A 12853-nucleotide genomic window follows, 5' to 3' on the forward strand; every position below is an offset into this window, starting at 1 on the left:
AGAGATGTGGAGCGGTAACAGGACGAAGCGAACATATGCCGGGTTGCTGGCCAGCCTCCTGATCTCTCCGATCCTCGCCGGCGCCTCTCCCGCGACGGCTCAGGCGCCGACATCGCGCTCGACCGAGAGTGTCAAGGTCTCGGCCGTGGTGGCGGAGCGCATCGGCTCAGGCCCCGTCATCTATCCGGACATGCCGGGCCTGGAAGGCGATCTGGGCAACAACATCAACGGCCCGTCGGTGATCCGGGTGCCGAGCTGGATCAAGAATCCGCTCGGCAAATATTATATGTATTTCGGCCATCACCGCGGCGGCTACATCCGCCTGGCTTATGCCGATCGGCCTGAAGGCCCCTGGACCGTCTATAAAAATGGCACATTGCGGCTGGAGCAGACCTCGGCGCTGCACCACATCTCGTCTCCCGATGCCGTCGTGGATGAAGAGAATAAACGGATCGTGCTCTATTATCATGGCGCCACCGAGATGCCCGGCGGCGACTATGGCGGCCGGCCCTACGCCCAGCGCAGCTTTGTTGCGACGTCGCCAGATGGTCTGAGCTTTACCGCTGCGTCCGGCGCGTTCGGGGCGCCCTATATTCGCGTGTTCAGCTACAAGGGCAGCAGCTATGGCCTGGGCATGGCCGACAAGGCGAGCGCCTATCCGGTCTGGCTGCGCAGTGGCCAGTTCTTCCGGTCCGCGTCGCTCCTGCCGCCGTTCGAAGCCGGCCCGCGCATTCTCGATGAGATGCGTCATGCCGGCGTGACGCGCATCGGCGACACGCTGCATGTCTTCTACACCAATGTAGGGGACTCGCCAGAGCGCATCCTCCATGCCAGCGTCGATCTGCGGCCCGACTGGTCGGAGTGGACAGCCTCGACGCCAACAGAAGTGATGCGCCCGGAAAAGGCCTATGAAGGCGCCAATCTGCCTTTGGTCTCCTCGCGCGGGGGCATGGCGACGGGCGCGGAGCATGCCTTGCGCGATCCCGGCGTTCTCAACGACGATGGCCGCATCTATCTCTATTATGCCGTCTCCGGCGAGAAGGGGATTGCGGTGGCGCGGGTGACTTTCAAATGATGACGCGCGGGCGGCCATTCGTGAGCGCGCCCTGATGGATACGCTGCTCAACATGCGCGCCTTTCTGGCCGTGGTTGAATGCGGCAGCCTCGCTGCTGCCGCGCGCAAGCTCAATATCGCGCCGTCGGTCATGTCCAAGCGGATCGGGCGACTGGAGGATGAACTGGGCGCGATGCTGTTCGTCAGGACGCCGCGCAAGGCCGAGCTGACGGCCTTTGGCGAACGACAATTGCCGCGCGTCCGCGCGCTGGTGCGCCAGACCGACGACGTCGTCGCCGGCGCGCGCCGATCCCGCCAGGCGCTAGACGGGCACCTGCGGATCAAATGCCCGACCACGGTGGCCAGCAGCTATTTCGGCCGCTTCTTCGCGGATTTCGTGCAGAGCCATGTCGGCGTCAGCATCGATCTCATGCTGGTCGATCGGTCCGTGAACCCGATCGAGGAGGGCTTCGATCTGGCGATCGGCGCCATGGCCGCCTCTTATGCCGGTGTGATGGATGTCCCTTTGTGCGAGCATCCGATGGTGATCTGCGCCGCGCCGTCCTATCTGGCCCGAAGGGGACACCCCAAGCATCCGCGCGAGCTGGTCGAGCATGATTGCCTCAACTCGCAGTCGGTCGGGGGAACCTGGGTCTTCGAGAGCGAGTCAGGCGATCTGGCGGTGGACGTCAGTTCGCGCTTTGCGGTCAACACCGCCATCGTCCTGCGCGATGCCGCTTTGAGGGGCGCGGGGATCGTCATGCTGAGCGAGTTCGTCTCGCGCGAAGCCGTGCGCGCTGGCCGGCTCGTGCAATTGCTGCCGGACTTTCCAGTCAAATCTCTCTGGCTCAAAGCCCTGGTTCCCAATGTCAAAATGAGCCTGCCGCTGGTGCAGGCGCTGATCGAAGATCTCCTCGCCTTCACCCAGCCCGTGGCGCCCTGGGACCGGGCGGACCCGGCCAACTGAACCAGCGCCTGCGGGCGACCCATAGAAGGAACACATCGATGCAGAGCAGGCGTGATATGCTTCAGGCTTCTGTCGGGCTGGCGGGCGTTGCCGTCTGGGCTGGCGGAGCGCCGGCCTCGGCTGCATCCGCTCCGGCACCCACCGGCGCCGCGCCCTTCGCGTCTCCGCTTCAAAAGCAGCTGCGCGAAGACATGGAGACCTACGCCTCGTTCGGCAGCAAGGTCTCGGGCTCTGCGGGCGATCTTGCCACCGCGGCGTGGATCGGCAAGCGCCTCGCGACGGTCGGCTTCAAGGTCGATGAGGTTAAATTCCCGATCCCCACATTCGAGCCGGCGGTGACGGAGTTGCGCGCCGGGGACAAGCGGGTCGCGGTGGCCGCGCAGCCGGTCGTCGTCCCCACGCCTGCGAAGGGCATTACCGCACCGGCCGTTCTGGTCCGCGATGCGTTCGAGGCGCAGGGCGTCGCCGGGAAGATCGCCATCGTCGTCCTGCCTTATGGTCGCCACGCGGCGATTTTCTCGGGCGAGGTCAAGCCGATGCTGGATCGGGTCATTCCGAACAAGCCGGCCGCGATCGTCATCGTGACGACCGGGCCGACCGGCAGCATCGTGGCGCTCAACACCCGGTTGAAGCCCATCGCGGACGTGCCCATCGCGCTGATGGCGCCGCGCGACCTGCCGATCATCGCCGAGGCGGTTGCCGCGGGCCGACCCCTGACCCTCATTCTCACCGGGAAAAGCGCGACCGGCCACACCAGCAATATCATCGCGCGGCGCGAGGCGGGCCCCAAGTGGCTGGCTTTCTCCACGCCCCGCTCGGGCTGGGGCGTCAGCGTCGGCGAGCGGGCGCCCGGGACTGCCGCCTTTCTCGAGCTGTGCCGCTGGGCGGCGATCCGCTACCCGGATCATTCGCTCTTCGCCATCAACGCCGGCGGGCATGAGCTCGATTTCGCCGGCACGCACCACTCTCTCTCCGAGGGGCCGCCGGCCGCCCAGACACAAATCTGGACCCATCTGGGCGCCGGGCTGGCCACCCGCGATGCCTATGAGGTGCTGAGCCGCAATCACCAGCTTCTCTCCTGCGCCGATCCGCAGCGTGTCCTCATGACCTCGCCGGGCTTGATGGCAGAGACCACTGAGGCGTTTCGCGGGCTTGCGGGTTATGAGCGGCCGATCGAAGTCGTCGGTGGCGCGGGCGAGCTGTCTTCGATCATCGACCGGGGCTATGTGAATGCCTTCGCCGGCCTTGGCATCCATCGCTGGTGCCATGTCGAGGACGATACGATCGACAAGGTCGATGCCGCGCTGCTCGAACCGGTTGTGGAAGCCCATCGCGCCGTGGTCGAAGCGGCCGTCGCGCGGGCGGTGAGGGGCTAGGCGGGATCTTGAGCCCCTCCCCTTCGGAGGAGTGAAGCCAACCCCACGAACCTCCTGCGCTGCGCCTTACTCCGTCGTGGCGCTTTCGGGCATTGCGTTGACGACCTCGACATTATGCTCGGCGCAGACTGCGGCGAGTTCCGGGCTGTCGAGATAGTCGGTCACCAATATGTCGACGGCACTGATGTGGCCGATGCGGACCGGGGCGCTGCGGGTAAGCTTGCTGCTGTCCGCGACGAGGATGACGGAGCGCGAGTTTTCGACGATGGCGTGCGAGACCTGCACCTCGTTCAGGTCGAAATCCAGCAACGAGCCATCCTCATCGATGGCGGACGCGCCGATGACCGCGAAATCGACCTTGAAGTTCCGGATGAAATCGACCGCGGTGGGGCCGACCGCGGCCCGATCGGCATGACGCACCCGCCCGCCGACGACGATCAGGTCGATTGCGCTATTGCGGCAAAGGATATCGACCACGTTCAGATTGTTGGTGAGGACCATCAGATTGCTGCGACCGGCCAGCGCCCGCGCGACTTCCTCGGTCGTGGTGCCGATATTGATGAACAGGGAGGCGCCATCGGGAATGCGGGCCGCAGCCTCCTTGCCGATTGCCTTTTTCTCGGCCACGGACAGGCGGCGGCGGGCCTCATATTCCAGATTCTCGACGCCTGAGCCGAGAATGGCGCCGCCATGGACCCGCGACAGATAACCGCGCTCGCACAGATCGTTGAGATCCTTGCGAATGGTCTGGGGCGTCACATTCATGCGGCCGACGAGATCCTCGACCGTCACCTTGCCGTTGCGGCGCGCCAGATCCAGGATCTGGCGGTGGCGGGTGTTGGATGCGCTCGACATGCCGGCGTTCTGACGCCTCGATCCTTGAGTTGCAAGCGTCCTTGTAGCCCGGCGCACGGCATCACGGGGGGCCGTGATGGCTGCGCGGCCTGCCCTTCGTGGCATGGAACAGCGGGGCGAAAGCGCGGCTTAGGAAATGGCGCGTTCAACCGCTTTGCGCCAACCATCGACGGCGGCCGATCGGGTTGCTTCCGGCATCTTGGGCTCGAAGCGCCGCTCGCGGGTCCAGATCCGGTCGAGGTCATCCAGACTGCTCCAGACGCCGGTCGCCAGCCCGGCCATGAACGCCGCGCCCAGTGCCGTCGTCTCGACAATGGCGGGCCGCTCGACCGGCGCGACCAGCACGTCGGAGAGGAACTGACAGAGCCAGTCATTGACCGCCATGCCGCCATCGACGCGCAAGGCGGTTTCGCCTTCGCCGACATCGGCCTTCATGGCGTCGATCAGGTCCATGGTCTGATAGGCGACGGATTCCAGCGCGGCGCGGGCCAGGTGCGCGTCCGTCGCATCGAGCGTGAGGCCGCAGATCAGTCCGCGCGCGTGCGGATCCCAATAAGGCGCGCCCAAGCCGACAAAGGCGGGCACCATATAGACGCCATGACTGTCCGGCACGCGGGTGGCCATGCCGTCCGTTTCCGAGGCATGGGTGATGATCTTGAGCCCGTCGCGCAGCCATTTGACCGCCGCGCCGGCGACGAAGATCGAGCCTTCCAGCGCATAGGTCGTCGTTCCGGCCAAGCGATAGGCCGGGGTGGTGAGCATGCGCGTCTTCGAGAGCACGGGCTCCGTGCCGATGTTCATGAGCGCGAAGCAGCCTGTGCCATAGGTTGATTTCGCCATGCCGGTGCGGAAGCAGCCCTGACCGAAGAGCGCGGACTGCTGATCGCCGATCATCCCCGCGACCGGGATGGCCTTCCCGAGAATCTCGGCATCGCACTGGCCGAAGATGCAGCTATTGTCCCGAACCTCAGGCAGCATCGCGGCGGGCACGCGGAAGAGGCTGAGCAACTCGTCGTCCCAGGCCTGGTCCATGATGTTGAACAGCAACGTGCGGCCCGCATTGGTGGGGTCGGTTGCGTGGACCGTGCCGCCGGTCAGCCGCCAGAGCAGGAAGCTGTCGATCGTACCGAACGCCAGTTCGCCGCGCTCGGCGGCAGCGCGGGCGCCCGCGACATTGTCCAATATCCACGCGGCCTTGGTCGCCGAGAAATAGGGGTCGATCAGCAGCCCGGTCTTGGCGGTGACCATTTCTTCGGCGCCGCTGTCCTTCAGCCGCGCGCATTCATCGGCGGTCCGCCGGTCCTGCCAGACGATCGCGTTGTGGATGGGCTTGCCGGTCGCCCGGTCCCACACCACAACAGTCTCCCGCTGGTTGGTGATGCCGATCGCGGCGACATCCGCGACATCGACGCCGGCCTTGGCCACCACATCCCGCATCATGGCGACGGTGTCGGTCCAGATGTCCTCCGGATCATGCTCCACCCAGCCGAGTTTGGGATAATGCTGCTTGAATTCGCGCTGCGTCGTGGCGACCGGATTGGCGGCGGCATCGAACAGGATGCACCGCGTCGAAGTCGTGCCCTGGTCGATCGCGAGAATATAAGGTGGCTGGGCCATGATTGCTCTCCTGTGGTCGCCGGCTGCGCGGCGCGATTGTCAGTTGGCCGCGTCTGCCTCGGCGGGGATCGTCTCCTGCAGGACGCGCTTGTGGCGTGCGGGCAGGAATGGCCGGATCAGCCAATGATAGACGCTGGCGCCCAGCACGCCGCCGCAGAACGGGCCGGCGATGGGCACCCACCAGTAATTGCCTGGCCCCGGGAAAGCGGATTCGCCCCAGCCAGCCAGATAGCCGAAAATGCGGGGACCAAGGTCGCGCGCGGGGTTGATCGGCCACCCTTCCAGATACCCCGCGCCGCCGCCGATCATGGCGACCAGCAGGCCGATGATGAGCGCGCTCGAATTGGCCTCGGGCGCCTGCGTGTTATATTCCTCGGTGATCGCGAAGATGCCGAGCAGCAGGAAGCCGGTCAGTACGATCTCGTTGAAGAACGCCCGGATCGGCGTGATGTGCGCCCCCGGCGCGGTGAAGAACACACCGGCGCCGCCACCGGCCGCCCGCTCCACGCCCTGCGTGGCGTTGAACGCGTCGATCACCGGTGAGAACATCATATAGACCACCGCGGCACCCAGAAATGCGCCGAAGATTTGCGCCAGCCAGAACGGCACGACCTTGCGTCCGGGGAAGCCCCGATAGATCATGAGCGCGAGGGTCACCGCCGGGTTGGCGTGCGTGCCGGAGACGGCGCCGGTCACATAGATGGCGATGGTGACGGCAAGACCCCAGGTGATGCACACCCCGAAATAGGCTGTGCTGTAAGGGCTTGGATCATAGAGAAAATACATCGCGGCGGCAGAACAGCCGATGGTGATGATGATGAACACTGCAATGCATTCGGAGATCAGTTCTCCAGTAAATGCCTTCCCCGGTGACATTGGCCCCTCCACGTTTATTGATTGTCATTTATCCGACGGCGTTGACGTCCACCCTCGCATGATCCGCGAGATAGGCTTCCAGCACCGCCACCTCTTCCCTGCGCATATGCAGGCCAAGTTTCGATCGACGCCAGACAATATCGTCGACCGAGCGTGCCCATTCATGCGTGAGAAGATAATCCACTTCGGTTTGTGTGAGCCCGGCGCCGAAATGCTGCCCGAGATCGTCGGCCGTCTTCACGCCTGCGAGCAGCTTGAAGATGCGTGAGCCATAGCTCTCCGCCAGGCGGCGGATGGTGGTTTCGCCGAGAAAGCCGACCTTTTCCCGCAGGCCGGCAATGAGGCCGTCCAGCCCTCCCGCGCCCAGGTCGCCGCCGGGCAGCGGAGCGGTGGCTGTCCAGGCCGGTCGCAGGCTCGGAAGGTGCCGGGCGAGCTTGTCCATCACCTCTTCGGCCAGCGCGCGGTGCGTGGTGATCTTGCCGCCGAAAACGCTCATCACCGGCGCCGCGCCCCCGGCATGATCCAGCGAGAGGACGTAGTCGCGACTGATCTCCGACGCGTTGGTCGTCGCGTCGTCATAGAGCGGGCGCACGCCAGCGAAACTCCATATCACATCCTGCGGCGTGATCTGCGTTGCGAACCAGCGGTTCACGGAGTCGCAGAGATAATCCGTTTCGGCGGCGTCGATCGTCACGACGTCCGGCGCGCCCTGCCACTCCACATCCGTCGTGCCGATCAGCGTGAAGTCGTTTTCATAAGGAATGGCAAAGACGATGCGCTTGTCCGGATTCTGCAGGATATAGGCATGGTCGCCCTCATACAGCTTGCGGGTGACGATGTGGCTGCCCTTGATCAGCCGCAATGTGCCCGCGCCCGCAACGCCGGCCCGCTCGGGCAGAAAATCAGCGGCCCAGGAGCCGGTGGCATTGACGAGCACATGCGCCGTCACGGAGAACGGCGTGCCGTCAGTGCCCTGCAAGGACACGCGCCAGCCATGCTGATCCCTTTGTGCGGCGAGGCATTTTGTGTGGGTGAGGATCGTCGCGCCATGCTCGGCGGCATCCTGCGCGTTGGCGACGACGAGGCGGCTGTCGTCGCCCCAGCAATCGGCATAGACATAGCCGCGGCCAAATCGAGATTGAATGGCGCTGCCATAGCCATCCCCGGCCAGCCTGATCGCCCGGGAGTGGGGCAGGCTGCTGCGCCCGCCCAGCCGATCATAGAGAAACAGGCCGATGCGCATCATCCACATGGGGCGCATGCCGCGATCATGGGGCAAAACGAACTCCAGCGGGCGGATGAGGTGCGGCGCCGCACGCATCAGCCGTTCCCGCTCCGCCAGGGCCTTGGCGACCAGCCGGAACTCATATTGCTCGAGATAGCGCAGCCCGCCATGAATGAGCTTGGTGCTGGCCGAGGAGGTGTGCGCGGCGAGATCGTCCTGCTCGACGAGCATGACACGCGCGCCACGGCCCGCCGCATCGCGCGCAATCGCAGCGCCGTTTATGCCTCCCCCAACGACCAGAACATCATACTCAATAGCCATGAAGCGACTTTCGCAGCACTAACTAACGAAAGTCAAATGCTTTCGTATCTTTCGTTATTTTGAGATGGATAGATGGTCGGGCGCCGGCGCGAGCGAATTTCGCTCGCAAGACTATATTGGCTAGCGAGTTTCCCGTTAGCTTAGCCGGACGACGGGGTCGGCGCGAGATACGGGACCTATCAGCGCACGGAAAAGCGAAATTTCAAACGAACCCCGTCGGATGTACCCGCGCGGCGTCGGCAGGCTATCAATATCACTGGACCGAAGCACGCCGTGATGGCTATCGGCTGGGCCATGAGTGTCATCGCAACCATCATGAATTCGGCCACCGGCCAGCCCGTTCAGAAAATGACCTTCGGTCGCATGCCCAAGCCCTGGGCCAGCTTTAATCTGGAAAGCGGCGAGCTGGTGACGATCGATCGCGTGCAGGTCGGCAAACCGGCGCCCGGCAAGTTCGTCGCCCCCGTCGAGGTCTGGGTGACGCCGAAAAGCTGATGTCGGCAAGCGCGGAGCGGATGAGCGACATTCTGATCGTCGGCGGTTCGCTCGCCGGCCTCATGACCGGCCTCGCCTTGTCGCGACATGGCTTCTCGATCACGTTGCTGGAGCGCTCGACCGATACCGACCGGACCGGGGCAGCGCTGCAGGTCGGCTATGGCTTGCTTGAGCAGTTGACCGGGCGTCCTCACGCTACGGGCGCGCTCGCGACGGGCGTTCAGGCATGGCAATCGGTCTATCGCGGTCTGCGCGCAGCGGCGGACGAGGCCGGCATTGTCGTCCTGCAGAACGCCCGTGTGGAAGCGACGGGAGAGGCGGAGGATCGGGCCTGGGCAAGGACCGCCGATGGTCGGCGGTTCGACGGCAAGGTGCTGGTCGGCGCGGACGGCTATCAGAGCGTTGTGCGGCGGCAGGTCAGTCCGGAGCGTCCGGATGCCGTCTTCGCGGAGTATCTGGCCTGGGTCGGCTTTGCCGAAGAGTCGGCGCTGTCTGTCCGCTTTCCGTCCAATCTGGAGTTTCTCGAGTCCGAGCCCTATGTGCTTCTCGGCTTTCCGCTGACAGCCGCCGATGGCAGTCCGGAGCGTGGCCGCCGCCGGGTCGGCTGGGGCTGGTACGACGCCGGACATAACGCAATCCTGCGTAGAACAGGGGCGGTCGAGGGCCCGTTGGCGCGGCATTCGCTGCGCCCGAGCGACATGCCGGATGAATTGTTCGACGAGCTGGCCGCACTGGCGCGCCGGCACTGGCCATCGCCCTGGCGCGACGCGATCCTGGAATGTATCGCCCGCAAAGCGGTGCTCGGCACACCGGTCGTGGAATATTGTCCGGACCGCCTTGTCGCCGGCCGCATGTGTCTGGTTGGCGACGCTGCCCATGTCTGCACGCCGATGACAGGCAATGGCTTTGCAACCGCCGCGCAAGATGCTCTCACCCTCGCGCGCTGCCTCGACCCGGCGGTCCTGCAGGCCGACCCCAAAGCCGCACTCGCGCGATATGAAGCGTCCCGGCTACCCGAGGTGCGCCGACTGGCCCGGTCTGGCCAGCAGGTCAGCCGGAATTTCGTGGGCTCTGTGGTTGAGGCGGTTGCTCTGACATAGCGGTGGGCCGGTAGCACGAAGACCTTTTCAAGCCTGCCTTTCGTCGCCCTCCGGCATTGCGCCGACATCTTGAGGCAGCGGCCCACCGCAGAAGCGCTTAGATGAGAACCGACGCTTGGCAGCGTCGCGCGCTCCACGCCCTGACAGGCGAAGCGAGGGGAGAGGAGCCCAAGCGGCGTTTTTCGCGGGAGGGGCCTTGGCATTTAGCCCGGATGTGTAATTCGTCGGGATCATAGCGACGGCAACGAAATACATTCTCATGGAATTCGGTTTGGCGCGAGCTAACCGCATCGTCGGTTCGCTTCAGTCCGCGAAGTTCTTGGCGTTTTGCTTAGGCTCTGATGACGCAAACCTCACGTTTATTTCATTGAAAACAAACGCGCTCCTAATCCGGCTACTCGATCTGCGGTTCAACATGGGAGTAGTCGCACAATTCTCCATCTGGTCGTTCACCACATAAGCGTTGACTGCGTAGCGTATAATAGTTAAATCAAAATTTACCTAATAGCGCCCGAGATTCTCGGTCGAAACGGCAAACCATCGGCGACGATGGGACGCAAAGCCTCCGGTCCCTCACAGGGATAGCGGGGTTACCGAAACGGAGAACTATTGTGGACCTGTCGTCCTCGCGCCTTCCAGATCCTTTACGCCCTCGTCGGGCGACGGCCCGTCTTTGGCGACGGTCAGCAAGCACCAGTACCGATCATCACGTGATCCAGTCGCTTGCGACTGGCTCGCCAGATGCACGCGCTTGCAATCCAAAGCTCCGCGAAACGCAGTCGCCCGAGGGACTCTAAGGTAGGCGGAGTCTAATATTTTCCGATTAAATTCATGTGCATATCAAGTAAGAGAAAGACATCGTCATGTTCGTGAACTTGAAGTCTATCGCGACAATTGCGCTTCTGGGTTCCATCCCGGCGGCAAGCTACGCTCAGTCCTCAGCATCTGTGTCGACCACGGGTACAGCCCGGATCGTTCAGCCGATCTCGATCGCAAAAACCAGCGACCTTGCGTTCGGCACGATCGTGAAACCCTCGGTAGCAGGGACCAACACGGTCACTGTCGATGCCTCGACGGGCAATCGCAGCCTGTCTGGTTCCGGCGACGCCGTTGCCGCTGGTGGCACGACGTCGCGCGCCGCCTATACGGTCTCGGGTGAAGGGGGGCAGACTTTCTCGATCTCGGTGCCCGCCAGCTTCTCCATGACCGGTACGCCCGGCGGCACGATCACCGTCACCCTGACGCCGAGTGCCGCAACAGGCACATTGTCCAGCTCCATCGGCACAGCTGGCACCGCGACCTTCGGCGTCGGCGGTAGCTTCTCCCTGCCCAATACGCAGGCCTCTGGCAATTACTCGGGCACCTTCACGGCGACCGTCGCCTACAACTGACCTGTGACAGGAGCGTCTCGTGACGGTCTCATCATCCATCCGGATGGGAGCGCGCCTGTTGCTGGCGACCGCTCCTGCGCTGGGAGCGCTGTGCCTTTGCGCGGCGCTTGCAGCCTCACAGGCGAACGCGGCGGAAGCGAATGCGAAAGGCCAGGTTTCGATCGTGGAGCCAGCTTCGATCACGCAATCGGCGAAGGACATTGTTCTGCAGCCGGTGCTGGTTCTTCAGTCGAGCCTCCGGGTCATGATCTTGTCGCCAGGGCCGCAGTCAAACGAGAGCGACCAAAACACCGGGCTTTCGATGGCCGCTCCTATTCAAATCGCCGGGGGCAGCAACCAGACGTTTTCGCTCCTGGTCTCAAAAGCATTCGTCCAGCCAGGCGCAGGGGGTTCGCTTAGTGTCCCGATGGCGACGCTGAGCGATGATAATTTCCCGTCCTTTGAAGCCGGCCCCTCGGGTTTCGAGGATGTCCTCATGGGCCGGCTGAGCGGCGATGGCCTTCTGTCTGTTCCTCCATTTCTTTTGAAAGCGCTGCGCGACAGCTACGGGCCCGACGGCGGGCCTTTGCTGGTCCTGGCGCAATATGAATGAGCGAGAGACGCCGGTGATGACTCTCCCAGGCGTCGTGACGCGTCTCACGCGATCTGCGAACCAACGCAAGAGCATCGCTATCGCTATCGCGTTGGTCGCTGGCGCCTTCCCATCCGCTTTTTGCACTTCCTCTTCTGCCCAGCCTGCGACGACAGAGCAGGCCGGCGGGAGCGCCAGCCTCAACATCAATCCAAAGCGGATCACCTTTGATCGGCTGGGGCGGACGTCGAGCATATTCCTCTTCAACCAAGGGACTGCCGCCGGGGTATATGACATCAGCTTTGTCGACCGGGTCATGTTGCCCACCGGTCAGATCCGCCCGACGGATGAAGCAGACGGCGCGCCGGAGGTGAGAGACCTCAGTGCCAAGCTTCAATCCGCGCGTTCCATGATGCTGGTGACGCCCAGGCGCGTGCTGCTCAAGCCGGGGATGGGGCAGACAATCCGTCTTCGTGCAGGTGGCACCGGCGACTGGCCCGCCGGCGAATATCGCACGCATCTGACGGTGACGGCGGTGCCGCCACCTGACACGGGCCTAACCGCCGATCAGGCTGCGAATGCTGAGCCCGGTGCTGTTTCGTTCCGCATCGCATCTGTTCTTGGGATTTCCATCCCTGTGATCGTGCGTATCGGCACGCCTCAGGTTGAGGCCGCGATCGAAAACACACGGTTCACGATGGAGAGCCCTGGGCCGGGGTCTGAGCTGAACAGCCCTATGCCAGTCGTCACTTTTGACCTTGTGAGGCGTGGGCCGAATTCCCTTTTCGGCGATATCGAAATCCGAAAGGCGAAGGCGCGCCGTGAGGACGAGCCGTTGGGTGTCGTGCGGGGGATCGGTGTCTATCCTGAGATAGAGCGGCGACAGGTAAAGATCGCTCTGCGCTCTCATCCGCAGCGAGGCGAGCAAATCAGCGTCGTGTTCACCGACCAAGATACAGCTCCGGGGAAGATACTTGCGCAGAGCCAGATCTCCTTGCCGTAGCC

12 protein-coding genes and 1 riboswitch are annotated in these 12853 nt (G+C 63.9%); of the genes, 8 read left to right on the top strand and 4 right to left on the bottom strand.

Annotated elements, in window-relative coordinates:
• The first annotated feature begins 43 nt into the window (after positions 1-43).
• From M2342_RS02515 to M2342_RS02525, 3 genes are read left to right on the top strand one after another with little or no spacing between them, the layout of a single operon-like run.
• A complete protein-coding gene (locus M2342_RS02515; protein WP_264577902.1) occupies positions 44-1075 on the top strand; it encodes a hypothetical protein in 1032 nt (343 codons plus the stop codon).
• A gap of 34 nt (positions 1076-1109) precedes the next feature.
• Entirely contained in the window at positions 1110-2021 is a 912-nt protein-coding gene (locus M2342_RS02520) for a LysR family transcriptional regulator (protein WP_264577903.1), read from the top strand.
• Positions 2022-2077: 56 nt separating this feature from the next.
• Entirely contained in the window at positions 2078-3397 is a 1320-nt protein-coding gene (locus M2342_RS02525; protein ID WP_264577904.1) for a hypothetical protein, read from the top strand.
• 66 nt (positions 3398-3463) lie between these two features.
• Here the strand turns inward: M2342_RS02525 and M2342_RS02530 are convergent, their stop codons facing one another.
• The 4 genes from M2342_RS02530 to glpD all read right to left on the bottom strand — a co-directional run bounded on the left by M2342_RS02530 (position 3464) and on the right by glpD (position 8291).
• Entirely contained in the window at positions 3464-4252 is a 789-nt protein-coding gene (locus tag M2342_RS02530) for a DeoR/GlpR family DNA-binding transcription regulator (protein WP_264577905.1), read from the bottom strand.
• A gap of 129 nt (positions 4253-4381) precedes the next feature.
• The gene (gene glpK, locus M2342_RS02535; RefSeq protein ID WP_264577906.1) at positions 4382-5869 is read right to left on the bottom strand and encodes a glycerol kinase GlpK; all 1488 of its coding nucleotides are present in this window, start codon (positions 5867-5869) and stop codon (positions 4382-4384) included.
• A 39-nt stretch (positions 5870-5908) separates the two neighbouring features.
• On the bottom strand, positions 5909-6745 hold the full coding sequence (locus M2342_RS02540; protein ID WP_264577907.1) for an MIP/aquaporin family protein: 837 nt from the start codon (positions 6743-6745) through the stop codon (positions 5909-5911).
• Between the two features lie 28 nt (positions 6746-6773).
• Positions 6774-8291 carry a glycerol-3-phosphate dehydrogenase gene (gene glpD / locus M2342_RS02545; RefSeq protein WP_264577908.1) on the bottom strand — a complete coding sequence of 506 codons (1518 nt, stop codon included), beginning with the start codon at positions 8289-8291 and terminating at the stop codon, positions 6774-6776.
• 294 nt (positions 8292-8585) lie between these two features.
• Between glpD and M2342_RS02550 the strand changes: the two genes are divergently transcribed.
• From M2342_RS02550 to M2342_RS02570, 5 genes are all read left to right on the top strand, one after another.
• On the top strand, positions 8586-8786 hold the full coding sequence (locus M2342_RS02550) for a hypothetical protein (RefSeq protein ID WP_181561543.1): 201 nt from the start codon (positions 8586-8588) through the stop codon (positions 8784-8786).
• Between the two features lie 20 nt (positions 8787-8806).
• Positions 8807-9886 (top strand): FAD-dependent monooxygenase, encoded by a 1080-nt coding sequence (locus M2342_RS02555; protein WP_264577909.1) that lies wholly within the window; start codon positions 8807-8809, stop codon positions 9884-9886.
• A gap of 521 nt (positions 9887-10407) precedes the next feature.
• A riboswitch (cyclic di-GMP riboswitch) is annotated at positions 10408-10484 on the top strand.
• Positions 10485-10833: 349 nt separating this feature from the next.
• Entirely contained in the window at positions 10834-11277 is a 444-nt protein-coding gene (locus M2342_RS02560) for a DUF4402 domain-containing protein (protein ID WP_264577910.1), read from the top strand.
• Positions 11278-11296: 19 nt separating this feature from the next.
• Positions 11297-11869: a hypothetical protein gene (locus M2342_RS02565; protein ID WP_264577911.1), complete on the top strand. Its 573-nt coding sequence runs from the start codon at positions 11297-11299 to the stop codon at positions 11867-11869.
• A gap of 34 nt (positions 11870-11903) precedes the next feature.
• Positions 11904-12851 carry a hypothetical protein gene (locus M2342_RS02570; RefSeq protein WP_264577912.1) on the top strand — a complete coding sequence of 316 codons (948 nt, stop codon included), beginning with the start codon at positions 11904-11906 and terminating at the stop codon, positions 12849-12851.
• Positions 12852-12853: the final 2 nt, after the last annotated feature.

This window comes from Sphingobium sp. B8D3A (genome assembly GCF_025961995.1).
GTDB lineage: Bacteria > Pseudomonadota > Alphaproteobacteria > Sphingomonadales > Sphingomonadaceae > Sphingobium.